Origin of the sequence: Variovorax sp. GrIS 2.14 (genome assembly GCF_046115955.1) — a bacterium.
In the GTDB taxonomy this organism is placed as follows: Bacteria; Pseudomonadota; Gammaproteobacteria; order Burkholderiales; family Burkholderiaceae_C; genus Variovorax.
The window spans coordinates 1-26,355 of sequence record NZ_JBJXIA010000027.1 but is presented as its reverse complement, the minus strand read 5'-3'; the positions used below and the strand labels follow the sequence as shown (position 1 = coordinate 26,355).

Below are 26,355 nucleotides of genomic sequence, written 5' to 3'. Positions count from 1 at the left end.
GTGCCGAGGTCGATGCCGATGATTTTGGCCATGTTGAATTTGCTCCTGAGTTCTGAAAAATGGGGTGGTGTGAACTTGTGGATAACCGGCCGCGACTGTGGCAACACAGAAAATTCGCGTTGCGGCCGACCCGCGGATACGGTTCTTTGCACGCCGCCTGGTGGCATGACAGACTCCACCATATTTCGAGAGAAAGTGTGCCGTCTGTGCGACAGCACACCATGGCCAGGGAACGCAGATGGCGCTTGAACTTCGTCTTTGCGCGCCTGCGTGTGCCAACGCACAGAATTTTCTTTACCGCACCGTCAGAATCCGGGGACCGGGAACGAAAACGTCGAAACCCCGGATCGCGCTGTCGCAGGCGCTGCGCGCACCCGCTCCGAGGCTGAAAGACGAACAAAGTGGGACAACGCTCTTACCCGGACAAGGCCCGGGTCTACCTCGACATGGACGGCGTCATTGCCGACTTCGACGCCGCGTGCGCCAGCTGCGCCATGACGCCCAGCCAGTTCAAGCGCCTGCCGGGGGCATACCGCACGCTGCTGCCCTCGGAAGGTGCCTGCAATGCAGTTGCCTTTCTGGAAACGGAAGGCATCGAGATGTTTGTCGTCACGAAGATTCCGCCCTCGAATCCCTGCGCCGCGACAGAGAAGTTGCTCTGGATACGCGATTACTTTCCACAGTTCGTTGATCGCGTGATCATCACACCGGACAAGGGATGCGTTGGTGAAAGGCGAGACGTGTTGATCGATGACCATCTGGAGTGGGCCAACGTGGATCACTTTCGTGGCACGGTGGTCCGCTTCACGGGCAACTGGCGATCGACGCTCGTCGCGGTCTTCGGTGCGTTGCAAAAGCCAATGCCGCCACCAGCCTCCAAATCGCTCTGTTGAGACAGGGCCTTCGGTGCCCTCCCGGCGCCGGGGCTCTCGAATGAGACGTCCTACCGCGCCAGCAGGCGCTGACACTTCTCGTGTGTTGAATTGTGGGCTCACTGCACTGCCCACGGTCCCGACTGATTCCCACTGTGCGCAGCACGCACCGGCATTGACGCACAGCGCGGGCCGTGCGCCTGCGCAGGCGCAGGTCCACAGCCAAGCGTCGGCTGGCATCGGGGTGGCTCACTCGGCGGCTGCCTGCGATGCGCAATCACACGACACACGCAATGCGGTGCCCGTTGTGTCCGCGATGGGGCTGCGCTTGCCCCCTGTCCCTTTCATCAGCATGATCCCCACGGCACAGACCAGACCTGCACTCCAGAGGCAAGTCCGCTGGTGGACGGACGCCCCCTAACCCAGTCCCACCATGAGCGCACGACCTCGGCGCCACGCCCCAGGATTGCTGCGACTCAGCTCCGCACTGTCCAGCCCGACGTCGGAGCCGTCAACTCGCGAGGCCGACAAATGCGCATAGCACTGCTCGATGAAGACCAAGAAGAAGCGCAGCTTTTGGTGGCGGCGCTGAAGGCGTCGCGCGGCGACGAGCCGATTTTCTACACGCCATCCAGCGACGGCGTGGCATTGCGGTCCGCTCTGAGCGGCGAGACGTCCGAACTGCTGATCCTTGCGCTCACAGCTCAGGGTCGGCTGGCCGTGGACCTTCTGCGTTGGCTGCGCGTAGTACGGCAGTCGCACATCCCGGTCATCGTGCTAAGCGATCGCGCTGACGCGTCCGATGTCGCCGCCGCTCTGGCGGCCGGTGCCAACGATTACATGATCAGGCCGTACAGGCCGCTCGACCTGAGCAAACACGTGCCAAAATTCCGAAGCCCCCTTCACCGCGCAAGTCTTCGCACTGACGAAGCAGCCAACTGGACGCTTGCGCATGAAGGCAAGGTGCTGCAGTACCCGGGAAGTCCTGCAGATACTTTTGGCTTGCAAGACCGGCCGATCGCGCCGGGGCTGTCACTGTTTCATAGACTTGGCCACACTGTCACAAGATCGCTTTCCCGAAAATGCAACGAACCAGTGTCCGGATACGCCGAGCACTCCTGCACTGGACCCTCCGCTTTTCAGCCAGCGACGCGCGTCAGCGCTTGAAGACGGGCGTCCGGCTTCAACGGTTCGATCGCAAAGGCATCCGCTTTCGCAATCGCGTCCGCATCAACCCGCCGGCTGGCCAACTCCATTGCCCTGGACAATCTGGTGCCGACGTGCCTCGGCACGCGGCCTGCAGGTAGCCTCATACGCCCGGCGCCGTTGATACTGCGCGCGGCTTTCCTCGCCGGGTGCAACGGTTCGGCGGGCATGCCGCGCGAGCGCGCGCCGTCGTCTGGCGAGACTGCGGTCGCTTTCCTCCAGGCCTGCAGCCGATCAGCGCTTTTGCTTTTCTGGTGCGTCTCCGCTGCCGCCCCTGGGGAATGCGCCGGCCTGATTGGCTGCACGGTTTGCTTCGGCGCGACGATGCGACGCGTCCATGCGTTCGTTCAGGGGAACGAAGGGCCGTACGACAGGCTCGCTTTGCCCCTCGCCCATCTGGGCACCCCTGGCTGCGCGTTCACCGTTCTTCTTGCGCAAGTCTCGCGCTGCGCGGCGCTCCGCAGCGGTCGTCCGCGCCATCGGCGGTGCTTTGGCCTGCGTGGGGTCTGCTTCTCCCCGCCCCTGCGCGAACGCGGACGAAGCCACAGGGAAAAGCAAATGAATCACTACAGCGGCGGCCGACAGGATCGGCATTTTTTTCAGGATCATTCCCAAACGCCCCGCGAGGTTGCGCAAAGCTGTGCGGGCCATTCAGAACGTCACGGTGAGGTTGTCGACAACGTTGTTCACGCCCGGCGCGCTCCAAGCAGCGTGACTCGCCAAGTCGCGCTCTGCCCAGCTGTGAACGGTCCCGGAAAGCGTCACATCAGCGCCTCGGACGTGTACGGAAATGAGCTCCGCGTCGTTTCGGGCACGTCGCTTGAGGGCGGCTTCGATGTCTGCCTTCACCACGGTCGAAGACGCCGCCTGCTCTATGCTGATCTGGTCGCTGACGCCCGTCACGCCCAGCAACTGGCGAATGCTGGATGCGGCACCGCGCCGCTCGAAATCCCAGCGCACCTTGCCTGTCAGCGTGACCCAGCCTTTCTCGACCATGACTTTGACACTGTCCTTGGGTATGAAGGACGACCACGCCAATACGTTGTCCGCTGAACGGGCAATGTCAGCGTCCACGCGCTGGCTTGTGCCGGGCAGCCTCACTTCCATTTCAACTGCGAGACCTTTGACGCCTGCGACGCGCTGGGCGGCGCTTTCCGCATCCCATTTCTCGGCGTAGCTGTTGACATGGCCGGCCAGCGTGACGATGCCATCTGTCACTTCAACACCAATATGGGTGGCGTCGACGGCGGGTTCCCACTGGAGTTCGGCCTGGACGTCCTGCTGCAATTGCGAATCGGTTTTCATGGGGGCTTTCTGTGCGTTGGAGGGAGCGGGCATTCAGGCTTTGGCTTTTTCAAGCGAACGGTGCATCCGCTCGGTGGCCGCAGTCACGCCGGCTTCAAAAGTCTTCCAACGATTGGCGGTGGCATCTTTCATTTCGCCGAGCTTTGTTTCGGCCGATTTCAGATCGACGTGTGCAGCGGCTATGTTCTTGTCCATGCCGGCCTTCACTTCCTTGGACTCCAAGGACGCCTTCTTCTCCCATGCCGTCAGGTCCTGCCGGCCCGTCGCGATATCCCGGTCCGTCCTGGCGATGAACTGGTCCCGTTGCGTGGTGTCCGGTGCGTAGGCAAAGGCAGGCAGTGACTTGAGGGCCTCTTTGGAAGCGCCCACCATCACCAATTTGCCCGATCGGTTTTCGAGTTGCGAGACCGGGACAGCGACGTCATGCCGGCCCATACCGACAAAGCCGCCAGCGCCGATGATTGCGTAGGACAGCTTGCGCTGCGGCGAAATGATCAGGTCTTCGACATTGCCAATTTTCGTGCCGGTGTCGTTGTAGACCGTCTTGCCCAGGACGGTCTTCTTGACGCTCCAGCCCATAGCGATCTGCGTGTTTTCTGTGACAGTGACGCCGGTGGTCGTGCTGGAACCCGCGACTTGCCCGTGGGACGCGCCCACGACGCCAAGCAGGCTCGCACCAGTCAACGCTGCGATCAATAGAGTCTTTTCCATGAATTTTTTCTTTCGAGATTGTTCGGGACGAAGGGACTCTCGTTGGTTATAGGCATCGGGCTGCGGTGCGTCTGTGCGCGAACGAACGCAGGGGACGACCCGCGAAGCCACGACACACGATGACGATCAGCAGGTGACGGATTGCGGATTGCACAGCAATGCTCGGGCCGCCTGGAAGCGCCTCCCCGCAACAGGCTGGCGGCCGATGCGATCAACGCCCCGCTTGTTGCCCGGGGGCGGCCGCGCAGGAAGCTTTTAGGAGGGTGTGGGCTTGCAAGTCCCAAACGCAGCGCATGCTTTTTTATCAACCAGTGCCGGTCTTCACGACAGTCCTTGTGCGGTCACGCGAACGCATGGCGCGGCCCAGGCCGCTCAGACTCGCAGTGTCAGACTGGCATTGGCATCGCCTGCAGTTCTGCGAAACGGCTTTGGCGCGGCCAGCCCGCAGCGCCGTCTGCAACTGCAAGACATCGTTGGTGCTTCGCGTGATCAGCGACGGCATGCCGAAGCGGTTCATCTCGTGCAAAGAAAAGGCCTGCACATGCGCAAAGACCCGAGCCCGCAGGTCGCAGGTCGCACCCGTAGCGCATAGCCAGCCGCGCACCGACCACCGAGGCGCCAACGGCCAGGATCACCTGCAGCACGGAGAGCGACAGCATCACCGTGCCTGTGTGGATGACTTAGGCGCGATCGTCGCGTCCCACGCCCAGGTTGACGACATCGACGCTCAGATGGGGCAGCCACAACGTGGCAAGCGACTGAGCCACCGAGCCACCTGCAGGCCCAACATCACCAGCAGACCTTGCCATTGCAGAGTCAAGCATCCGGCCACCGCGCGGTATCGCCAGCCGTCAGTCGCCATCAGTGCGCCGCACGGGCGGTGCGAGCATGCGCGCGAGCCCTACCGTTGCGAGGGCATTTGTTGTCATGGGTCCACTCCAGTGTGATGACGCGGCCGGCTGGCCGTTGCAAGCAGGCCCCGGTTCTACCGAGGTTCGATCGCCCCGTCCGTGTGACAGCGCGCGCCGCCTGCGCCAGCGCCACAAGAAGGGGTAGCAGCGACGTGTTCAGGTCTAAGCTTGACGGCATGAACGACCGAATCAATCAGATCCTGGCGCAGATGGCGACACTCGAGGCGGACCTGCGCAGCGCTGTCAATGACCAAGAGAGCCGCATGTTTTTCCGGATCAACGGCAGGCGCGTCGAGTTCGAGCGCTCGGTGAGCGACGCGCACCGCAAGCTCAAGACGAATTTCTTGCGCTGGCTGGTGGCAGACCGTCCGCAAAATCTCATCACCGGCCCGCTCATCTACGCCATGGTGATCCCGTTGCTTCTGCTGGATGCATGTGTGAGCTTCTATCAATGGGCCTGTTTCCCGATCTATAGCATTGCCAAGGTGCGACGCAGCGACTACCTGGTCTTCGACCGGCGCCACCTGGGCTACCTGAACTTCATCGAGAAGTTCCACTGCACCTACTGTGAGTATGGCAATGGCCTGATGGCGTACGTGACCGAGATCCTGGCGCGCACGGAGCAGTACTTCTGTCCGATCAAGCACGCCCACAAAATCCTCGGGACCCACGCGCGCTACAACCGATTTCTGGACTACGGCGAAGCAGATGCCTACGAGGCAAAGCTGGAGGAGTTCAGAGTTGCGCTAGGCGACATTAGATGACGGCAGGCGGCTGCCAGGGCCCGGAATCGGTCGCTCGCGTCAGTCATGTGAAGACGGCAATATCGGCCAGATTGCGCCCCGGCGATGACGGCCCGTCAAGTGCGAGAGCTTCCGTGCCATCCTGATGCTCGATAACGATGAACAGGCGCTGCGGCAGGTCTGCGCTGCGCCCGGAAAACATGGCAGCGACCTGTGCACCATCGTGGATGGCGTCCACCACATCGGCCGCGGATGCGACGACGCTGGCGCCAACATCCAGATCCGAAGCTGCATTGACTTCACGCCAGCACACATCCATGACGTGTCCTGATCCGCCGAGGCGGACACTGGAGACTGCAAAAAAACGCCCGCGCTCCGTGGCGCTCGGGCGGGCACGTTCACCCTGGTAGGTCATGGCAAAAGTTTCTTGGGGAAAAAAGACAAAAAAAGAGACCGGCTGTTGCTGATCCCGCAACCGTCACGGCCATTCAAAGACAGGACGCATGCATGGCCGTTTCGTCCCCCGCTGACGATGCCAGTGGCGACAGCGGGCCGGGTCCGTGCCGCAACGCCAGCGCCTGTCGGATGGCCGCGGGCAAAGCGGCCGCCCACGAAGCGACGGTACGCTGGCGACCGTCGACTCGCCAGGCAGACAAAGCGTAAGGGCGCGACATCCAGGGAGATGGCTGATGGTTCATAGCGCCAGTATGAGTCTGCGTGCCAGCGGCGCTCCGTTCGCTAACGCACGCAGGCACCGCTTTTCTTTGATGCGGACCAGCGGCATCCACTTGGGGTCGATCACGGGCGAAGAGCGGGCGAACTCATTGCCTGCCATAACGCCGGATATAGAAGCGTCGAAAGCGTCGTAAGCGTCGTAAGCGCGCATTAGCTCAGCAGAATTCCCACCAGCCAACTGTAGTAAACGAGCGGCAGCGGCTGCAGTTTGAAGTAACTGCCCAGCGGCCCGAGCGGAAGCCACAGCCCGATCGCGATGATGGTCAGTGTCATCACCGTCAATGGAACCGCTACGCGGCTTTGTACGAAGGGAAGCTTCGGCGTACGCGCCATATGCACTACCAAGGTCTGTGTCAGCAGGCCCACGACGAACAATCCGGACTGGAGCAACGCCTGTCGGGCCACGCTGTTCGCATCGAAGACCCACCACATGACGCTGAAGGTGACGATGTCGAACAACGAACTGACGGGACCGAAGCAGAGCATGAATCGGCCGATTTCAGCAGGGTTCCACTTGAGCGGCTTGCTGACCAGCTCCAGGTCGAAGTTGTCGAATGAAATCCCGGTCTGGCCGATGTCGGACAGCAGGTCCTGCACCAGCAATTGCAGCGGCAACATCGGCAGTAATGGAAGGAATGCGCTCGCCACCAGAACACTCCACATTGCCGAAGTTTTAGCTTGCCGTCATGCGGATGTACTTCTGCATGTTGCAGAACGTGGTTCGGCCTTCGACCACACCGTCGTCGAGCACCATGAGGCTTTTTTCCAACAAGATGATGTCGGCGGCTTCCTTGACGATATCGACCGCACTGTCGACCGAAATGCCGATGTCTGCCGCGCAGGGCTGGCGCATCGTTGATGCCATCGCCCATGAAGCCGACAACGTGGCCTCCGACGCGCAAGGCAAGCCCGATGCACTCCTTGTGAAGGGGCGTTTGGCGAAGACGCGGTGTTGCTGTGATGCGATCTTGAGTGCTTCGTCGCTGAGCAATTCGATCTGCGAGCCCAGCATGACGGTGACGGTGACCAAGCCGACCTGACGGCAAACCTGCGCCATGACCAGCTCGTTGTCGCCCGTCAGCACCTTGACTGTGATGCCATGCTCCTCCAGCTTTTTCAGCGCCGGTGCAGCCGACTCCTTGCGCGGATCGAGGAAAGCGATATAGCCAATGAGCGTCAGCCCGCATTCGTCTGCCACCGAGTAAGGCGTCTAGCTCGGCGGCAATGTCTTGCTGGCAACGGCCACCACACGCAGCCCTGCCGCATTGAGCCCAGCAGTGACGGCCTGCGTGCGGGCGAGCAGTGCCGCATCGAACGGCAGGCTGGGTAAAGGACCTTCGCACTGCCCGCGGCCCTCATTGGGCTCCTGTACCCGCACCTGCGTGCAGGCAGCTGATACTTCTTCCACAACGCCCTTGCAGCTGAGTTGGTGCGCCTGATCCTTGCCGGCCAGCACGGTCGCCACCACCACTGACATGCGCCTGCGCTCGAAGTCGAAAGGAATCTCGTCGACTTTGCGGTAAGCCTCCTTCAACTTCAACTTCAACTCTGCGGGTTTTTCGACATGGGCCGGCACCGCACGGTCGAGGAGATTCTTGAGTCCGGTCTGGTAGTAGCTATTGAGGAAGGCAAAGTCCAACACGTCCCCGGCGTCGTTGCCATAGGCGTCGGTGTGGCGCGCGAGAGTGATGCGGTCCTGTGTCAGCGTGCCCGTCTTGTCGGTGCACAGAATGTTCATCGCGCCGAAGTTCTGGATCGCGTCCAGCCGCTTGACCACCACCTTCTTGCGCGACAGCAGCACCGCGCCCTTGACCAGGATGCTGGTCAGGATCATCGGCAGCATCTCGGGCGTGAGGCCTACGGCGACCGACAGTGCAAACAAGAAGGAAGAAGGCCTGCAGCCAATCCCCCTTCGTGAAGCCATTGAGGAGGAAGATAACGGGCAACATCACGGCCGCAAAGCGGATGAGCAGCCAGCTCACACTGTTGACGCTTGCCTGGAACGCGTTGAGTGTGGTCTCAACGGCTCTGACGTGCGCGGCCAGCGTGCCGAAGTAGCTGCGCCCGCCGGTGGCCACGACCAGCGCCGTGACCGTGCCCGAGACCACGTTGGTCCCCATGAAGATGATGTTGCGCTGCTCGAGCGCGTCGGGACTCGGCGCGCCGGCCGCCTCCGGCGATGCGTTCTGCACGAATTTCTCCACCGGCAACGACTCTCCCGTCATCGCGGCCTGCGCGACGAACAGGTCCCGCGCGCTGAGCACACGGCAGTCGACAGTCGACAGTCGACAGTCGACAGTCGACAGTCGGCAGGGATCATGTCGCCTGCCGAGAGGGCCACGAAGTCCCCCGCTACGAGTTCGCGCACCGCAATCTCATGGGACGCCAGCGGCGCCAAACGGGTGCCTGCGCCGGCCGGGCGGCGCAGCCCGGTGGGATCGCCTTTCCTGGACAAAACGGATGACCGTACTCAGCATCACCATGACGCCGATCACCGTGGTGGCCTTCGCATCCGCGCTCAGAAACGACATCACAGCTAAGGCAATGAGCAGCAGATTGAACAGGTTCAGGTAGCAGCGCCACAAGTGCAGCCAACCCGGCAGCGGCTTCTCGTGCTACACCTCGTTGGGCCCATCTGCTGCAGGCGCCGAGCTGCCTCTTCGGCGTCCAGGCCGTCAGCTTGCGACCGCAGGGCCAGCAGCGCGACGGCTGGAGTTTGCCGGGCGATGGCCAGCAAGTCATGCGCCAGCGCGTGATCGTCGTGCGCGGGGCCGGCCGGCGGCGGCATCGCCGCCAACGCATCCAGCAAGGGCCGACGCTCGAAGTGGGCTTGCGCCCGATGGCGACGAAGAAAGGTGCTGAAGCCCTGAGTGAGTGTCTTACGCATCGTCACCCGCGACGGTCAACAGCGGCAGACCCTGCAGGTGGCGCGTCGCCATTCCGTCAGGTGGTGGGCTGACCACCCTCCGCCGGGCTGACCGCAATCAATTTTTGTACCTGCACCAGATCCAGCGGTGGATAGTCGGTGTAGCCGACCGCACCGCCGCCGTAGAGTGTGTCAGGATGCACGACGGCCCAAGGTGCATCGAGGCGCAGCCGGTTGACCAGATCCGGGTCACTGATGAACGGGCGGCCGAAGGCAACCATGTCGGCCGCTCCACTGCCCACTGCGGCGATGGCCATCGCACGCGTGTAGCCGTTGTTGACGATCCAGGCCCCATGTGCGCTGCCCTGTTTGAACGCGTCGCGCAGCGCCGCGTAGTCAAAAGGCAGGAAATCGCGCGGTCCGCCGGTCGCGCCTTCGATCATGTGGACAAACGCAAGCTTCAGCGGCGCCAGCTGTTGAACCAGGTGGCCATAAAGTCCTTGGGCATCGCTGTCCTGCCCGGCGTCGTTAACGGGCGTGACGGGCGACAGCCGAAGCCCGGTGCGAGCGCCTCCGATCTCCGCAGCCACGGCGCTCATGACTTCGAGTGGCAGGCGTATACGGTTCTCCTTCGGACCGCCGTAGGCGTCCGTGCGATCGTTGATGGCGTCGCGCAGGAACTGCTCGAGCAGATAGCCGTTGGCGCAATGCACCTCCACGCCATCGAAGCCGGCGTCGATGGCGTTTCGTGCGGCCTGGCGGTACGCGGCGACGATGCCCGGCAGTTCATCCAGACGCAGGGCCCGGGGTGTCGAGACCTGCTCGAAGCCCTGGGCCGTGAAGGTCTGGACGTTCGCGCGGCGCGCCGTGCTGGATTCGGGCGGCTGTCCGTCCGGCTGCAGCGAGGTGTGCGAAATCCGCCCGACATGCCACAACTGCAGCACGATCCTCGCGCCCACGGCGTGCACCGCGGCGGTCACTCCGCGCCATCCCTGCACCTGCGCGGCACTGTAGATGCCCGGCGTGTCGAGGTAGCCCTGGGCCGCCGGCGAGATCTGCGCGGCCTCTGCAACGATCAGGCCGGCAGTGGCGCGCTGGGCGTAGTACGTCGCCATCAGCGGCGTGGGCACCTGCCCCGGGCCCGCACGGTCCCGCGTCAGCGGCGCCATCACTATGCGGTTGACCGCGGCAATGTCGCCAAAGCGAATCGGGTCGAACAAGTTTGCCAAGGTGCACCTCGTGATCTGGAATTCTTCGGCATACGGGGCCGCTGCGTTCTCCAATTTGCTTGTTGTGCCCCGCCAGGTCTGTGCGCCAGCGCACTTGGCGTTCAAAAGGCAGCGGCCCGGGGACAGCTCGCGTGCGTCATCCGTTGGCGATGGCTGCAGCATCCGGTTGGTGCCGTGCGGTCTGGTTGCGGCGTGCCAATGCGAATGCCCGCGGCCCGCAGCGACTGTGATCAGACGAGGTACGGCACCTCGAATGAGACTGAGGTTTTGCCTGGCCTCGCGTCAGGCATCAGGCCGTCGTGGAGACCGCGGTGCCATCCTTCCGCCGCCCGAGGCGGCACACCACCTTGTCTCAGGTCGGAACGCGTATCCCAACCATCTGGTCGTAACGGGCGAAGTGCTTGCGCGCCAGCGCTACCAGTTCGCCCTCGGTGGGGCGGTCCACCACCTCCCACCCGGCGATGCGCGCTGCAGTCAGGGGCCGGTGTTTTTCAACGTAATGCCGAAAGTCGGCAAGTCTGGTGTGTCCACCCGCCATCAGCACTTCCGCAATGCCGTCGAGCGCATCGCAGACCTCGCCGAAGAATTCGTGCTCGGAACGCACGACGCTGTGGTGCTGGCGTGTGACATGCAAATGCGCGTGGACTTTGCGCTCCACTACATGCTCGGATCCGAACTGCATGACCGGTGCGGACTGGTGGTCGACGAAAGCGACGGCGTGAAAGAGACTCATTGGAAAGGTTTCCGTTCTTCGATGGATTGGCAGCTGACACAGCGTGTCACCTGAGGCTGGGCGCTCAGACGGCTGAAAGCAATGGCGTTGCCAGTCGCTGCAAAGCCATAATCAGCGCCGTGGATTCGGTGCAGCGCGCGCGTGACTTCGTCGAACGTCCGGTTGTGGTGATCGGACACCGCAGACTCGAATTCGTGGTCACCCGCCCGCTGGCTGGCATCGTCAGCGTCCTGCTGCAGCGCAAGCTGCGCATGATCGACCTGCGACAAACCCTCCAGATAGGAAGCGGTCTGGCGTTCGAGCGCTTGCAGCTGTGATTGAAGGAGCCCCTCGAGCGGGTTGCGCTGAGCGCGCGGAAGTGGGAAGGAAGATGACATCGAGACGTACTTTGCAAAGCCGTGAGGTCAAATCCTAGGCATGGCCTGCAGCAAGGTCTGTGCGCCAGCCAACACACGACGGGAGTCGCTGCGCTGTCGCGCCGCGGGATGGCGCGTTCACGGCATCGCTCTACCGGATGCCCAGGCGCCTGAACAGCGGCACCTTGACTGCATCTAGCACAAAGGCGAATCCCAGTGCACTGCACAGCGTCGCCGCCACAAGCCAGATTGGCAGCGCCGGCATCGCGATGCCGGCGAAGGCCAGCGTCGATGCGATGGCGATGTCCGCCGCGGACGAGGCCACCAGCCAGCGGCTCGGGCGCGATGACCAGAGTGAGCGGCGTTCGCGGTTGGTATAGGTCGTGGCCTGCTTGACAAAGACGATGGCCACGAAGGCCAGCGTTCTCAGCCTGTCGATGTCATACCCGAGCCGGTAGCTCCCGAAGGCGAGCACGACCGCGCAGAAGGCCATCGAGCATAGGCCGATGATTACGCCGGCCAGGGCCAGCCGGCCGATGCGCCAGGCGTTGGGCGTGGGCGTGGGCTCGACGTTGTCGGTTGTCAGCGCCATGCCCAGAAAGTCGCCGGTGACCATGATGATCACCATCAACAGTGGCGTCAGAATCGCCTCGCCGGTGACCAGCAGGCACAGCGTAAGCAGCGTCACCTGAAGAATCTTGCTGGTGATCGAGTTGAGCGTGTAGGTCTGGATGCGCTGGAACGAGATCCGTCCCTCCTGGATCGCGGCAAGGATGCCGGCAAGGCCTGGACCGGTCAGGACCATGCCCGCAGCCGACTTGGCAACATCGGTGGCGGTCGACACCGCGATGCCGATCTGCGCCTGACGCAGGGCCGGCGCGTCGTTGGCACCGTCGCCGCACATGCCCACGATGTGTCCGCTTTTCTGCAACGCTTGTACGAGCCTGTACTTGTCCTCGGGCAGCACGCCCGCGAACACGCCGTAGCTTTCGGGCATAAGGGTTGCAGGAATCGGTCCGGGCGGGCACAGCCCGCCCTCCAGGCCAACCGCGCGCGCCACTGTCGCGGCCGTCAGCGGGGCGTCTCCGGTCACCATCAGCGTGCGCACGCCCAGCCTGCGCAATTGCGTCACGAGATCGGCAGCATCCGGCCTCGGGGGATCGCTGAGCGCGATGAACCCGGCCAGTTCCAGCGCATGGCCGGCTCCCGATGCAACCGCCAGCACGCGCAGGCCCCTGCCTTCCAGCGCAGCGGCGGCGGCGGATGCCCCGGCGGAGGGCGCAACGAGTGCGAAGAGCGTGGACGGCGCGCCCTTGATCGCGCGGTGCGGCACGCCGCCGGTCGCTTCGAAGGTGGCCTGCGACATCTTTGTCGCGGGATCGAACGGCGTGAATGTCGTGCGGCGGGTTGCACTGGCCTGCGGTCCCACGGGCGGCGGCGCCGCCGCCGCCTTGCACACTGCAGCGTCCACCAGGTCTAGTCCGCCCTCCGCGCTGGCCAGCGCGCCCAGCGCAAGCACTTGCGCCTCATCAAAGCCCGGCAGCGCGAAGACCGTGCTCACCGACAGCGCGTCGAGCGTCAGCGTCCCCGTCTTGTCCACGCACAGGATGTCCATCGAAGCCGCTTCGTCCACGGCTGAAAGCCGGGTCGGCAACACGCCGCGTCTGGCCAGTGCCCGCGCGCCGAGCGCCGCGGCCAGCGTGAAGGTGGCAGGCAGCGCCACCGGGATCGAGGCTAGCACCGCGGTGAGCACCAACGGCACGATCGCGACCCAGGCCATGTCGACGTGCCAGGCATAGAGCACCATGCCCACGATGACGGTGCCGTTGAACAGCGCCAGGCTACTCACCACACGCAGGACGGCCTGCTGCTGTGAGCTGACAACGTGCGCATCCCGGATCAGCGCAGCGCTGCGACCGAACCGGGTGCGCTCTCCGGTGGCAGTGACGACGGCGACGGCCTCGCCGCGACGCACCAGGGCGCCCGCATAGGTCTGCACCCCGGGGCCCGCCTCGATCGGGACCGATTCCCCCGTCAGCATGGACTGGTCGAGCAGCACGCCGCCAGCTGTCAGGCGAGCATCGGCCGGCACCACGGCGCCGAGCGAAAGCTTGACGGTGTCACCGGGCACGACGTCGACGGCCGGCACCTTCAGCCAGGCACCATCGCGTCTGACCGACGCTGTCAGGGCCAGGCCCGATCGAAGTGCCACAAGGGTGGCGTGCGCCCGGCTTTGCTGGAACAGCCCCAAAGCTGCGTTGAACACCAGCAGCACGGCGACAAGCGCGGCCTCTGGAAACTGACCCAGCGCCACCTGCAAGACGATGGCTCCCTCCAGCATCCACGGCACCGGCGCCCAAAGCTGCCCGAGCGCCGCGCGCCAGGGTGGCGGGGCGTTGTCAGGCAGCCGGTTCGGGCCGGTCGACGCGAGCCTCAGGCGGGCTTCTGTGCGCGACAGGCTTCCCGGTTCACTGGCCGCCGCACCCTCGGGTGCGCGCGGCGTCGCGTCCGGTTGCTTCATGGCCCGCCAGCAGGTCCCGGATCGGCGCCTTGGTCCGTGCCATGTCGCGCCTGCAAGACATCGTCCGCCAGCGCCAAGCCGGGATTCGCCACGGCCGATCGCACGACCGCTTTGAGCGCGCCTGACTCCAGGAAAAGATGCCTGATGCAGGGATTCTGCGAACGGATCGAATGCTCGAGTCGGTCGATTGCCTGTTCGACCTGATCGAGACTGAGCTCACGGTGGAACCGCACGGCGGCCGTCAGCAGCACGTCATCCGCACCGAGCTGCATCGTGAGCAGATGGTGCACGCTTTCAACGGCGGGGTCCCCGGCAATGATGGTGCGCAGCTGGAAAATCTCCTGCGCATCAAGGCCTGTTCCGATCAGAAGCCGGACGCTCTTGAGTGCGAGCAGCGCGGCTGCGCTCACCAGTACCATGCCGATCACCACCGACGCGGCCGGATCGAAATAGGGATTGCCGGTTGCATGGCTCAACGCGATGCCCGCGGCGGCGATCACCATGCCGATCAACGCGGCCGAATCTTCGATGAACACCGTGAAGACAAGAACGTCCATGCTGCGGTGCGCCGTCCGCCAGAGGCTGTCCCCCGGACGCCGGTGGCGACTGAGTTCCTGTCGCGAGACGCGCCAGCTGAAGCCCTCGAATACCGCCGCCACGGCCAGCACGACGTAGTTCCACTTGGGATCGCCCAGGACCGGCACGTCGACCATCCTGACGATGCCCTCGTAGATCGACACGCCGCCACCCACCGAAAAAACCAGCAGCGCAACGACCAAGGCCCAGATGTACGTCGCCCGGCCGTAGCCAAACGGATGCCATTCGTCCAGTGCGTGTCGGCTGCGTTTCAGGCCGAACAGCAGCAACACTTCATTGCCCGTATCGATCAGCGAGTGCAGTCCCTCGACCCACATGGCCGAGCTGCCCGTCAGGGCCGCGGCCACAAACTTGCTGACAGCGATGACCAGGTCACCGGCCACGGCGACGTAGAGAACGCGCTGTGACCCGGTGCTTCGTCTCAAGCCGGGATGCAGGAGCCCATGCCGGAAATTCGACGCTATTCGCATGACTCGATCCTTGCCGATCACCGCGCATGGGGTCTGTGCGGCAACGCGCATTTACGCGGCAGCAAGAGCGCCCGGGGCAGGTGCTCACGACCCAAATCTGTGGGCCAACGTACAGACTCCGGCGCACCAGGCGCGCATGGTTGCAACAGGCCGCAAGCCCCGCGTGGCAACGTCAAAGCCTGCTGCCCATGGTCAGTCCCAACAACCCGAGCCGATGGCGCTCAACAGGTCAGTCACCCGGCTCGGTGCTGTCCGCATCAAGGAATTTCATGGCAGTCCAACACAGCAATGCACTGGTGACCGAGCCGCCGGTGTGGTTCATCACCGGCTGCTCCACGGGCTTCGGGCGCGAGCTTGCGCGCCAGGCCATCGAGCGTGGCCACCGCACCGTGGTGACCGCGCGCGATGCGTCGACACTCGAGGCCTACGCCGCCGCCGAAAACGTGTTGATTCTCACGCTGGATGTGACCAAGCCGGATCAGGTCGATGCGGCCCTGCGCGCTGCGCAGGCCCGGTTCGGTGGGATCGACGTGCTCGTCAACAATGCCGGCATCGGCTATTTTTCGGCCATTGAAGAAGGCGAAGACGCTGAAATCCGCAGGATGTTCGAGGTCAACGTTTTCGGCATGGGCCACATGATCCGTGCCGTGCTGCCCGGCATGCGAAAGCGCCGCAGCGGCTTCATCGTCAACCTGTCGTCGATCGGGGGCCTTCGATCCTTCCCGGCGATCGGTTACTACAACGCTACGAAATTCGCAGTCGAAGGTTTGTCAGAAGCGCTGTGGCAGGAGGTCGAACCGCTTGGCATTCGGGTGATGCTGGTCGAACCCAGCGGCTTTCGCACCGATTGGGCAGGGCGATCTGCCAATGAAAGCAAAGTGAGCATCGACGACTATGTTGCGACCGCCGGGGCAGGACGGACCCAGGTCCGGGCCGCCTCGGGCAAGCAGTCCGGCGACCCCGTTCGCGCGGCGCGTGCCATCTTGCAAGCGGTGACGTCGCCCCATCCGCCGCACCGCCTGCTGCTTGGCAATGATGCCTACGACGGCGCCATGGACAAGCTCAGGTCACTGGGCGAGGAATTGCGCAGCGTGGAAGCGGTGGCGCGGGGTGCCGATTTCCCGAAATTCTAGGTAGAACCAGGCTGCTGACTCGCCCAGGTGGCCCTCTAAACCGTCTGCGCACCGCCAGTGGGCGTTGCACCGTTTCACTCCTTCGGTCAGCCGATCGCGCGGGCAATGGTTTTGCGCAAGCGCGTGGTGGCGCTGCGCAGTTCGTCTTCGAATTGCCACCACTCGGTGGTGCCGGCCGCTTCCATCTTGCCCAGCTTCGCTTCCACCGCCGCCTGGCCGTTCGCGATGTCGGCCACCTGTTGATCGACGCGAAGTTTCCGAGCGCCCGTCAGCGCAGCAGCTTGCTTTTCCAGCACAAAGACCCTGGCCTTGGAGCGCTCCAGCTGCGCCCTCACGTCGACGACCAGCCGATCATGGTTTGCGCTGCTGGCCGCGTACCGGAACGCGGGCATGGCGCGCACTGCGCGCCGCGTCGCGCCCGGAAAGACGATCCTGCCCCCTTCCTCGCGCATCTGATCTGCGGGGAGGGCCACACTGTGCGCCTCGGTGCCGAACAGGCCGCCGCCGCTGAGGATCAGGTATGACACCTTGTTGTCCGGATCGACGATCAGGTCCTGAATCGTCGCGACCGCCTCGCCGCTTTCGTTGTAGACGGTTTTGCCGAGGATGCTGTGTCTCGCGCTGCGCCCCGCGACAATCCTTTGACCTTGTGACGCGGCGGTCCCCAGGTCTGACCTGCCTGCGACCTGAGCGGCGGCACCGGCCGTCATGCACGCAGCGGCCATGGCAAGCAGCCCCCTTGAAAGCGTTTTTTTCATCGTTTCTTACCGAGTGAATGGTGTACATCGTTTTTTCCCCATTGCCGTTGCCGGATCTGTGCGGGGCCGCACATTCAAGCTGCGGCTGGCGAGGCTTGCCAAGTCACAGTGCGGTCAGCACGAAGGGGTCGGCTGAAACTGCAAGGGTTGAGCGCCGCAGGGGACAGTCGCCGCCCGCGTGGCGCGAGGGGCGGCCTGCGCCGCTGTTCCCCGTCGTCGATTTTTCTGAGGACGCGAGCGCCCTCTCTACATGGCGTCGTCAGACCACCGCGATGTCGTCCTGGACGTTGTACACGCCCGGTGCAGCCCAGGCCGCGGCCACGGCCAATTCGCGGTCGGACCAACTGCGAGCCGTCCCGCTCAAGGTCACCTTCGTGCCGTTGACGGTGACGGCGATGCTCGCCGCATCGGCGTTGGCGCGCCGTTTCAGGGCAGCTTCGATGTCGGATTTGACGACTGCAACGGACGTGCTGGGCTTGATCGTGATCTGGTTGCTCACGCCCGTGACGCCAAGCAGATAGCGCACCGCCAATTCGGCCGCCTTGCGCTGGTACTCCCACTCCACTTCACCGGTCAGCGTGAGCCAACCTTTCTCGACCTTGATCATGACCGGACTCTTGGTGAGGAAGGTGGTCCATTGCAATGCGCTCTCGGCGGATTTCGCAATGTCTGCATCGGTTCGCTTGGCGTGTCCGTCCATCTTCACGTCCATCTCGACAGCCAGGGCCTTCACACCGAAGACGCGCTGCGCCACCCGCTCGGCAGCGTACTTTTCTGCATAGGTGGACACATGGCCCGCCAGGGTCACGACGCCATCCTTGACTTCCACTCCAATGGTCGCCGCATTGACGGCCGGATCCCACTTGAGTTCGGCAAGAACATCGTCCTTGATTTGCATATCGGTTTTCATCCAGAGCTTTCGTGTGTGTAGGGAAAGCCAGTCTGAAGGTCTCATGGAATTTGTTCTGTGCGCTGTCACGCAGAAGAAACGCGCCCTGGTCTGCCTTAGCCCTCTCGGTTTGGGCGCCACGAACGCGCTCGCAGGTTCTTGCCATTTCCCCGCAAAGCATCGAAGGCGACCACTTCGACACGATCGCTCTCGCACTGATGTGGCAGCGTACAGACCCAGTGGTCTGCTCGATGTAAAAAATTTTTTCGGCGCGGATAGCCACATGGCGGGCGCTGACGCCACGCGCCCTGCGCGGTGCACTTGTTCGCCTCAGTGAGCCCGCGGCCTTCAACCTCTTTCCAGTGCAACAGAGGACTTTCTGATGGAATCTGAAGATTGTTTTCCTGACTTCGCTACGTCCCGCCCTGCCCCGGCGACGCACCAGTCGCCCGCCACCCTGCGGCTGTCACACGGTGGCCTCTGGTACCCGCCCGTCTGGAAGTCCTGCCTTTTCTGTGCTCACTGGCCTATACGCTGCGCCACTCGATGGACACGCGCATCTTGATTGATGTTTTTAGTGGATCGGACCTGCCTTGCATGGGTGGTTGATTGGCGAACGTTCGCAAGCGCGTTTGAACGCCTGACGCAGACGTCGCACTGGGCTGCCATCCACGGCGGGAGGCTGGTCCTGCAGGCCACGGTCGAGCCCGCCGGTGGCACTTTGCTTGAGGTGTTCGGGACTGCAAAAATCACGAGAGGCGCCTATGGCCCAATGGTGGCAACTCCCTTCTTTTCCGGGGCCGCGACATGCGGGTTTACGAATACTGGACTGGCCGAAGTCGTCGAATTCGCCGAACGCTCCGGTGGTCACGCAGAACTGGCAGTGCAACCATGGGGAGGTACCTCGCTGGCACTGAGTCTGCCCACGTGCGCACGTGAGATTGAAAAAATGGATGGGTGAGGAGGCAGCGAAAAAGCGGCTGCATCGCGCGGCGCTGCAGCGCAGGCCAACGCGCAGACCGGAGGACGGCGACTGCGTAAATTGAACTCTGAGCGCGCCGGAATCGTCCGTCGCATCGTCCACATCTGTAATAAACGCCATGAATCCGCAGCACCCAAAGGGCCCGTCACCCAAGTCAAGCCGCCGCCTCCCCTCCCGCAGATTGATGCAAGCCGACAAAGGGAGAGGGCCGAATCCACCGAAGCCGAAGGCCGTCACAAGAATGCCTGCCAGAAAGACCACAAAGGCGCGCCCTGAACTTGTCACAACCGGTGCCGGGCAAGAATGCACACTGGTTCCAGACGCAGAGGTAGCCCCATTCCGGCGCGACAGTTGCCCACCGAAGTTCACGGCGCCTCGACCGTCCTGATCGAGTCGCCTTGCATGAAGCGTCCTCCAACGATGCGGCCGCAGACGGGGCAACAGCCCCGGCCTGCGCTGGCGTGCGCACCTTGCGGTCCGGCCGGATCAAAGGTGCTGTGCCCGTTTCAAGAGGCACCAGCGGCCGGGGCAGGCTGCCCACCTGTCAACGGGGGTGGAGGTGACAAACGCGGCATGCATTGTCCATCAGCGCCGCTGCGCGATCTGCGCTTGCGCTACAGCCCCCGGGGCCGCCTAGCCAAACATTGCGCCACCCGCTTGACGCAAGCGCGCGCCGCGGGCAACCTCTAGCACGGCAGGTAGGTCGCAGCGCAGCATGTCAACCGGCGCCTGGCCCCTCAGTGCGGCGTGCGGCTGCGCAAACCAGCACGCCAGCGCCCAGCCGTGCAGTATCGCTGGCAGTTCAGCCCGAACCTCTTGCGGCGCCACCGCCAATGAAAGGTCGTCCGGTTCAAACTGGAACATCGGCACCCAGAGTCCGCCGCGCCAATCAAAGGCGAAGACCCGACGCGCCACGATGGACCGCGCCAGGGTTACCAGCCCGCCGCACTGATGGCCCTGCAGCATGTCCCCTAGGACATCACCCGGCGCCGCGCCGCCCGTGGCGCGGAACGCTTTGAGCAGGCCGAGGAAGGCGCGCGTGCTCGGTTCTGCCTTGGCCAGTTCGCCTGGCTTTGCGGCATCGGGCTTGTATGCCGGTGCCCGCATCACGGCGACCAGCGACGGGCCGTGAACGAAGCGCGTGGGCTGTACTGCAGTCATAGAGAGATCTCCAAAGTGCTCGTCACAGCGCAATGTTCAGGCGCTGCCAGATGCCTGTCTGTGCGCTGGCGAACCCTCACGCTGCCATTGGTCTTTCATTCATTGCGCCCAGAGGCATGCGCAGACCGGCGTAGTTCACTCCGGGATGGGGTCGCCGCACAGTCGCGCGACCGGACCCACGCCGAGGCGTCATGGCCGCGACTTGAGCGTCAGCGAGCGGACGTCTCCCTACATCGGGCTCGCGACCATTGACTTCCGCTGCACCGCACACGCCGGCTGCCGCATCGCCTTCAAGCCGGCCAGCGCTTCCCACATCGGTTCGCGGTCGCGGCAGCGGCCGTTCCAGTAACAAGCTCTCGGCCACCCTGCAGCCTGCAGACTTGCGTGCACTTTCCGGCGTGCGGGACAGGGCTGCAACCGACTAGAACCGCTGCCTCACCCCTGGTCTGTCGTCTGTCTTCCGCTGACGCATCAAGCCGCGAGGCTGCCGGCAAGGGGCGAATTGCGCAGCACCTGGCGCAGCGGCGTGTGATTGCGCTGCCCATGACGACATGTATTGAGTTTGCCGATGTGCGTTGCCGCACCGCACGGTTGGCGCTTCATGGCTTGCGTGCGGCCCATGTCTGTGAACAGGCAATCGACCCTCCCATCCTTTCCTTGACGATGGCTGCCTCGCTGCTTCCCGTGCCACCCCATGGATCGCCTTCATCCCACGCCGTGGGTGCGGCCGAAAAGCGCCGTGCCGTCAGTCTGGCTGTCCGTCTGCGTCGACCACACCAACAGTGATCCTGCCTCGTTTCCACGTACACCAAGTCATGCAGCCAGAAGGCTGCGTTCCCTCGTAATCGGTGCGAGGTATCCGATAGCCGTGTGCATGCGCACGCGGTTGTAGAAACTCTCGATCCAGTCCACGATGTCCAGCCGAGCCTGCGCCCGGGTGTCATAGCGGACCTGGTAGATCCTCTCGACTTTCAGCGTCTTGAAGAAGCTCTCCATGGCCGCGTTGTCCCAGCAGTCTGCCTTCCTGCTCATCGACATTGTGATCGCGAGGTCCTCAGCCATCTTGCGGTAATCGTGGCTTGCATATTGACTTCCACGATCGGTGTGTACCAGCAGTCCAGGGTCCGGCATTCGCTGCACGTGTGCCGATCTCAGCGCCGCACAGACCAGCTTCGCATCGATTGTCTCGGACATCGACCAGCCCACGATCCGACGGCTCGCCAGGTCCATCACCGCGGCCAGGTACAGCCAGCCCTCACCGGTTGCAACATACGTGATGTCGGCCACCCAGGCTTGGTTTGGCAACCAGCCATCGCAGCGACGATCCAGGAGGTTGGGCGCCACCGGCAAGCGATGCCTCGAGTCTGTGGTGGCCACCCATGCCCGCCGATAGACCAGACGCAGCCCTTGACGCTTCAAGCTTCGGCGCACCCGCTCGGCGCTGGCGCGCTCGCCTTGCTGGCGAAGCTGCTGCGTGATGCGCGCTCGACCATAGCTGCCTCGGGCAGTACAGCAGCATTTATCGCGTCCTCGAGCGTCGAGATGCCTCCCGCCGATCGTTTCCGCTTCCAGTTGCCAAGCGTCGCCACGGGCACGCCCAGTCGGCGTGCCGCTTGGTGGCCTCCGACCGATTCCGACAGCCTGACAGCCTCGACCTTGAATTATTCCGTGTACTGCCGCTTCGGCAGTTTGCTATCTCGCATTTCGATTCTCCATACATCCGAAGTTTCCAACTTCTTGATGTACGTGAAATCGAGGCAGGGTCAGAGTTCCCCATATCAGTCAGGTGGCTTCGGTGACTTCGTGGACAGGCTTGCCAGTCTTTGCGAAGGCGTCAATGTTGGCCATCGTGGTGTCTGCGATGGCTTTCAGCGCATCCGCGGTGAAAAAGGCCTGGTGTCCCGTGACCAACACGTTGGGGAACGTGAGCAGACGCTCGAACACGTCGTCGCGGATCACTTCGTCCGACTTGTCGTCGAAGAACAACGCGGCCTCCTCTTCGTAGACGTCGAGTCCAAGGTGACCGATGGCGCCGCTCTTGATACCGCTGACCACCGCCTTCGTGTCGACGATCGCGCCACGACTCGTGTTGATCAGCATCGCGCCGCGCTTCATCCGGCCGACAGCATCGGCGTCGATCAAGTGCCGGGTCTGCGGCGTCAACGGGCAGTGCAGCGTGACGATGTCCGACTCTTCCAGCAACTTGGCAAGCGGTACATACTCAACGCCGATCTCCTTACAAGCGGAGCTTGGCTTGAGGTCGCAGGCTAGTACCTTGCAACCGAATCCGGTCATGATCCTGGCGACGCTGGTCCCGATGCGGCCGGTTCCGACCACGCCCACGGTGCGGCCGTGCAGGTTGAAACCGAGCAGCCCTTCCAGCGCAAAGTTGCCTTCGCGAACGCGGGCGTAGGCGCGGTGAATATTGCGGTCGAGTGACAACATCAAGGCCACCGCATGTTCGGAGACCGCCTCGGGCGAGTACGCCGGCCGGGCGATGACGATGCCCTGCCGCTTGGCAGCATCCAGATCGACATTGTTGAAGCCCGCCGAACGAAGGGCCACGAGTCCCACGCCGAGCGACTTGAATGTCTGAAGCACCGCGTCGTCGACCGTATCGTTGACGAACACGCACGCGGTACTCGCGCCTCGCGCGAGTACCGCGGTATCCGCTGTCAACTGCGCGTCGAGATAGTGAAGCTTGTACTGCTTCGAGGCCGCCGCGTCGATGAACCGGCGATCGTAGGGCTTCGTGCTGAAGACGGCGATTTCCATGGGTTGCTCCTTTGCTTCGAGCCACTGCGAAGTCGTAGCACGAGGTTCTGACTTCGGGGGGTTCGTACTTGCTACGCGGCGGCCGGCTTGGTCACTTTGCCCGATGCCTTGCCGGTCTTGGGATGGGTCGCAGACGAACCAGACTCCCGCAAAAAGAAGCTCAGCACGATGGCCAACACGACGCCGCCGACCAGCGGCATGAACGCGGTTTGGAACTCGGCCAATGTCATGGGAGTGCTTTGCGAAGGCACCATCAGCCGCGATATGAAGGGCGACATGATCCCGGTCGTCACGAAGACCAGGAAGTTCATCACCCCCGCGGCTGTCCCCTTGACCTCGGACGGGTTGAGCTCCTTCATCATCGAGAAGGGAATCATCGCGGCGCCCGATGCGATGCCGAGCAGCAAGGCGACGCTATAGCGCGGGAGCGTCCCCACGGGAACGTAGATTGCGGTCAGTCCGGCGGCAAGCATGACCAGCGCACCCCCGATCAGGACCGGCTTGCGTCGCCCCATCTTGTCGGAGATATAGCCGAGCAGCGGGCAGCCGATGACCCACCCGATGGGCACCATCGACGCGTCCGTCGCGGCAGCCGCCATCGTCATGTTCTCGCCGCCATGAAGGAACGACGTGGCCCAGACCAATGCGCCGATCGTCGTGGGCAGAAAGAGCAGGCCACCCACCGCACCGGCCAGCCAGCTCTGCAGGTTGCCGAAGACCACTCTGAACGGCTTAACGACGCTGGCGAGCGACAACGCACCGTGATGGCTGGGGCTGTCGCCCTTCTCGGGGGGCATGATGAACCAGGTGGCCACTGCCAAGACGCCACCGAGGCACGCAAAGGCGATCCACACGGTTTGCCACGGCACATTGAAACTTCCGCTCGGGTCGATGGCCATGTGAACGGGCTTGGACCCGAACGCTGCGCCTGCCATGCCCAACATCTGGGTGAGGCCGATGAACAACGCCAGCATGCGTGCCGGCAAGTAGCGGGCAGCAACGTAAGACGACCCGATGAACGCGAAGATCGCGCCGATGGCCTGCAGCACGAAGCCCGCCATGCCGGCGGCTTCGCTGCCCTGCGCGAAGATCAGGCAGCCGACACCCACCACGGCAATGCCGAACGGAATGGTGCGGCGTGGGCCGTAGCGGTCCAGCAGCACCCCTGCCACCAGCGCCATCACGGCATAGGCCACGTAGTACGCCGAGATCATCGCGCCGATGTGGTTGCCGCCCCAGGCAGCCGTCAGCTCCTTCTGCATGACGCCCGGCGCGGAGCGCACTGCATATTGGAAGAAGTAGAAGATAGCGCAAAGCAACCAAGCTACAAAGAACATCGGTTTCAAGTCGTATGGCGGTGACGCCGCGCTCTTGTCTGAATCGCCGCTGGCGGACGTCTCGCTCTGAGACTTTGCGGGAGAAGTTGCCATGATATGAATTCCAGTGAGGTGCGTTACGGAATCCGAGTCAACGCGCTCGGCTCGACCAGAAGGGCGACGTGGCGCTAGCGCGGAGCCGGGGCCCGGCCATTCGCGGCTGCAACCAGTCGGCCCCATGAGATCAGTTCTGGGGTGCAGTCGTCGCGGTCCAGCATGCACTCGATGAGCGTCGGGCCTTTGTGGTTGGCCAGTGCTTTCTTGATGGCGGTGGCGAGCTCTCCGCCGTTATGGGCGCGAAAGCCCAGCCCTTGTCCGTCTTCGGCATTGAAGACCTTCATCAGCCCGGCGTAATCCCAGTTCTTGACATTGTTGTAAGGACCATCGTGGATTTCGACTTCGATGGTGTAGCCGTGGTTATTCATCAAGAAAATGATGACCGGCAATTTCTGACGAATCATCTGTGCCACTTCTTGAGCGGTGAGCTGAAAGGCGCCGTCACCGATCAAGGCGACCACTCTTCGGTCCGGCGCCCCCAGCGCGTAGCCGAAGCTGGCCGGCACTGACCAGCCGATGTGGCCCCACTGCATTTCAACTTCGAAGCGCGCGCCCTCCGGCAATGCCAGAGCAATGCCGTTAAACCAGGAATCACCGGTCTCCGCAATCACCGTGGTACTCGCCGTGACCAGGGGCCTGATCTGACGCACCATTTCCGCGCGCATCAGCTTGACCTTGGGTTCTGCGGGATGTTCTGGGGCCTGCTTAGTTCGAATTCGCGCATATTCGACCATCGTTGCATCGCGCTTGCTGACGTTTTTGGCCAGCGCCGAAAGAAAGTCGCGCAGATGAATCCGACCGAAATCATGTCCCGAAAAGGAAACATGGCTTGGGTCCGCCAGCATGACGCTGGGTCCGTGCGGCGTGGCGGTCCACCCCACCGTCGAGTAGTCATTGAAAAGTGCGCCGATGCAGATAACGCTGTCTGACCAGTCCACGATGGCCTGTGCCCCGTGCGTACTGATCTCGCCCCAATAGATGCCGACGTACTGCGGATGCTCTTCCGGGAAGAAGCCTTTGGCTGCAGCCATCACCGCGACGGAACAACCGAGCGCCTCGGCCAGCGCAACTGCCTCCTTCTCGGCTCCCGCGGCACGCAGCTTGCTGCCGATCAGCAGCACCGGCTTTTCCTTGCCTTTCAGGAATTCGGCGGCCGCGGTAACGGCGGCAGTCAGCGTCTTGCTGTCGCTCGGGTCCTCGCTGATCAAGGCACTAATCGGCCCCGGCGCCGCGCAAGGCATCGCGGCAATGTTGCAGGCAATGCCGATGTAGGCGGGCTTCTTCTCGCGTAATGCAGTGCAAATCGCGTGGTCGATCTGCGCAGGGGCATCCAGGGCCGAGGTGATGGACACGGCGGCACAGGTCAGCTTTTTGGCAATCTCCAGCTGGTAGAGAAAGTCGTGCGTTCCCAAGGTATGGTGAAGCAGATGCTCAGTCGCTCGATCATTGCTGTTGGGGGTACCCGAAATTAGAATGACCGGAAGGTTTTCGGCATAGGCGCCGCCGATGGCGTTCAATGCGGAGAGTGCGCCGACGCTGAAGGTCACGACCGCCGCGCCGGCCCCCTGGGCTCGCGCATAGCCCTCGGCACTGAAGCCGCAATTCAATTCGTTGGAACAGTAGATTTGTTCCATGCTCTTGCTGGTCAAAAGCTGGTCGAGCAAGACCAAGTTGTAGTCGCCCGCCACGACGAAGTGATGCTTAAGGCCGATTTGGGAAAGCCGTTCTGCAAGATAAGTGCCGACGGTGTACATGGGGTTGTCTTTCGATGAGTGAATGAACGACTTAACGGAGTGGCGTTCGCTATGGGAAGTAATTGAAATTCAGGCTGCCGCGGGCAAACCCAGGCCGCGAACCGCCTCGGTCATCTTGATCAGCACGGCTTGTGCGTCGCCATAAACCATGTGGCAGTTGTGGCCATAAAAGAGCGCGTTGACGATGCCTGCATAGCCCTTGCCCTCACCTCGCT

The 26,355-nt window shown here is 63.2% G+C and carries 20 protein-coding genes and 2 pseudogenes; 4 read left to right on the top strand and 18 right to left on the bottom strand.

What is annotated here, in order from left to right:
- Positions 1–401 precede the first annotated feature (401 nt).
- Both RCH10_RS24650 and RCH10_RS24645 read left to right on the top strand, forming a co-directional pair.
- Positions 402–893: a 5' nucleotidase, NT5C type gene (locus tag RCH10_RS24650; protein WP_323498994.1), complete on the top strand. Its 492-nt coding sequence runs from the start codon at positions 402–404 to the stop codon at positions 891–893.
- Positions 894–1,403: 510 nt separating this feature from the next.
- Entirely contained in the window at positions 1,404–2,039 is a 636-nt protein-coding gene (locus tag RCH10_RS24645; protein WP_323498993.1) for a hypothetical protein, read from the top strand.
- 273 nt (positions 2,040–2,312) lie between these two features.
- On the opposite strand, the gene RCH10_RS24640 is transcribed toward RCH10_RS24645, so the two are convergent.
- From RCH10_RS24640 to RCH10_RS24630, 3 genes are read right to left on the bottom strand one after another with little or no spacing between them, the layout of a single operon-like run.
- The gene (locus RCH10_RS24640; RefSeq protein WP_323498992.1) at positions 2,313–2,729 is read right to left on the bottom strand and encodes a hypothetical protein; all 417 of its coding nucleotides are present in this window, start codon (positions 2,727–2,729) and stop codon (positions 2,313–2,315) included.
- A complete protein-coding gene (locus tag RCH10_RS24635) occupies positions 2,730–3,383 on the bottom strand; it encodes a BON domain-containing protein (RefSeq protein WP_323502025.1) in 654 nt (217 codons plus the stop codon).
- A 33-nt stretch (positions 3,384–3,416) separates the two neighbouring features.
- Positions 3,417–4,205 (bottom strand): PRC-barrel domain-containing protein, encoded by a 789-nt coding sequence (locus tag RCH10_RS24630; RefSeq protein WP_323502026.1) that lies wholly within the window; start codon positions 4,203–4,205, stop codon positions 3,417–3,419.
- 901 nt (positions 4,206–5,106) lie between these two features.
- On the opposite strand from RCH10_RS24630, the gene RCH10_RS24625 reads away from it, so the two are divergent.
- Positions 5,107–5,769 (top strand): hypothetical protein, encoded by a 663-nt coding sequence (locus RCH10_RS24625; RefSeq protein ID WP_323498988.1) that lies wholly within the window; start codon positions 5,107–5,109, stop codon positions 5,767–5,769.
- Between the two features lie 43 nt (positions 5,770–5,812).
- On the opposite strand, the gene RCH10_RS24620 is transcribed toward RCH10_RS24625, so the two are convergent.
- From RCH10_RS24620 to RCH10_RS24590, 7 genes and pseudogenes are all read right to left on the bottom strand, one after another.
- Positions 5,813–6,163 carry a hypothetical protein gene (locus RCH10_RS24620; protein ID WP_323498986.1) on the bottom strand — a complete coding sequence of 117 codons (351 nt, stop codon included), beginning with the start codon at positions 6,161–6,163 and terminating at the stop codon, positions 5,813–5,815.
- Positions 6,164–6,569: 406 nt separating this feature from the next.
- Positions 6,570–9,370: pseudogene (gene mgtA, locus RCH10_RS24615) on the bottom strand (magnesium-translocating P-type ATPase).
- Between the two features lie 56 nt (positions 9,371–9,426).
- On the bottom strand, positions 9,427–10,578 hold the full coding sequence (locus RCH10_RS24610; protein ID WP_323502034.1) for an alkene reductase: 1,152 nt from the start codon (positions 10,576–10,578) through the stop codon (positions 9,427–9,429).
- A gap of 352 nt (positions 10,579–10,930) precedes the next feature.
- Positions 10,931–11,311, bottom strand: coding sequence for a hypothetical protein (locus RCH10_RS24605; protein WP_323498984.1), 381 nt, complete (start codon positions 11,309–11,311; stop codon positions 10,931–10,933).
- A complete protein-coding gene (locus RCH10_RS24600) occupies positions 11,308–11,688 on the bottom strand; it encodes a TraR/DksA C4-type zinc finger protein (RefSeq protein ID WP_323502028.1) in 381 nt (126 codons plus the stop codon). Before RCH10_RS24600 ends, RCH10_RS24605 begins: the two co-directional genes overlap by 4 nt.
- Before the next feature lie 130 nt (positions 11,689–11,818).
- Positions 11,819–14,188, bottom strand: a complete 2,370-nt coding sequence (locus tag RCH10_RS24595) for an HAD-IC family P-type ATPase (RefSeq protein WP_409054424.1) — start codon at positions 14,186–14,188, stop codon at positions 11,819–11,821.
- Positions 14,185–15,306 carry a cation diffusion facilitator family transporter gene (locus tag RCH10_RS24590; protein ID WP_323502030.1) on the bottom strand — a complete coding sequence of 374 codons (1,122 nt, stop codon included), beginning with the start codon at positions 15,304–15,306 and terminating at the stop codon, positions 14,185–14,187. The genes RCH10_RS24595 and RCH10_RS24590 overlap by 4 nt, the downstream gene beginning before the upstream one ends.
- Before the next feature lie 218 nt (positions 15,307–15,524).
- Here RCH10_RS24590 and RCH10_RS24585 point away from each other — a divergent pair, with 218 nt between their 5' ends.
- Positions 15,525–16,388 carry an oxidoreductase gene (locus RCH10_RS24585; protein WP_323498980.1) on the top strand — a complete coding sequence of 288 codons (864 nt, stop codon included), beginning with the start codon at positions 15,525–15,527 and terminating at the stop codon, positions 16,386–16,388.
- An 86-nt stretch (positions 16,389–16,474) separates the two neighbouring features.
- On the opposite strand, the gene RCH10_RS24580 is transcribed toward RCH10_RS24585, so the two are convergent.
- From RCH10_RS24580 to RCH10_RS24545, 8 genes and pseudogenes are all read right to left on the bottom strand, one after another.
- Entirely contained in the window at positions 16,475–17,146 is a 672-nt protein-coding gene (locus RCH10_RS24580) for a PRC-barrel domain-containing protein (protein ID WP_323498979.1), read from the bottom strand.
- 259 nt (positions 17,147–17,405) lie between these two features.
- Positions 17,406–18,056, bottom strand: a complete 651-nt coding sequence (locus RCH10_RS24575) for a BON domain-containing protein (RefSeq protein WP_323498978.1) — start codon at positions 18,054–18,056, stop codon at positions 17,406–17,408.
- Positions 18,057–19,650: 1,594 nt separating this feature from the next.
- Positions 19,651–20,178, bottom strand: a complete 528-nt coding sequence (locus tag RCH10_RS24570) for a hypothetical protein (RefSeq protein ID WP_323498977.1) — start codon at positions 20,176–20,178, stop codon at positions 19,651–19,653.
- Between the two features lie 471 nt (positions 20,179–20,649).
- Positions 20,650–20,781 carry a hypothetical protein gene (locus tag RCH10_RS24565; protein ID WP_323498976.1) on the bottom strand — a complete coding sequence of 44 codons (132 nt, stop codon included), beginning with the start codon at positions 20,779–20,781 and terminating at the stop codon, positions 20,650–20,652.
- Positions 20,782–20,991: 210 nt separating this feature from the next.
- Positions 20,992–21,881 (bottom strand): annotated as a pseudogene (locus RCH10_RS24560) (IS3 family transposase).
- 79 nt (positions 21,882–21,960) lie between these two features.
- On the bottom strand, positions 21,961–22,953 hold the full coding sequence (locus RCH10_RS24555; protein WP_323502031.1) for a 2-hydroxyacid dehydrogenase: 993 nt from the start codon (positions 22,951–22,953) through the stop codon (positions 21,961–21,963).
- A gap of 71 nt (positions 22,954–23,024) precedes the next feature.
- On the bottom strand, positions 23,025–24,383 hold the full coding sequence (locus RCH10_RS24550; protein WP_323502032.1) for an MFS transporter: 1,359 nt from the start codon (positions 24,381–24,383) through the stop codon (positions 23,025–23,027).
- A 74-nt stretch (positions 24,384–24,457) separates the two neighbouring features.
- Positions 24,458–26,140, bottom strand: coding sequence for a thiamine pyrophosphate-binding protein (locus RCH10_RS24545; RefSeq protein WP_323502033.1), 1,683 nt, complete (start codon positions 26,138–26,140; stop codon positions 24,458–24,460).
- Between the last annotated feature and the right edge of the window lie 215 nt (positions 26,141–26,355).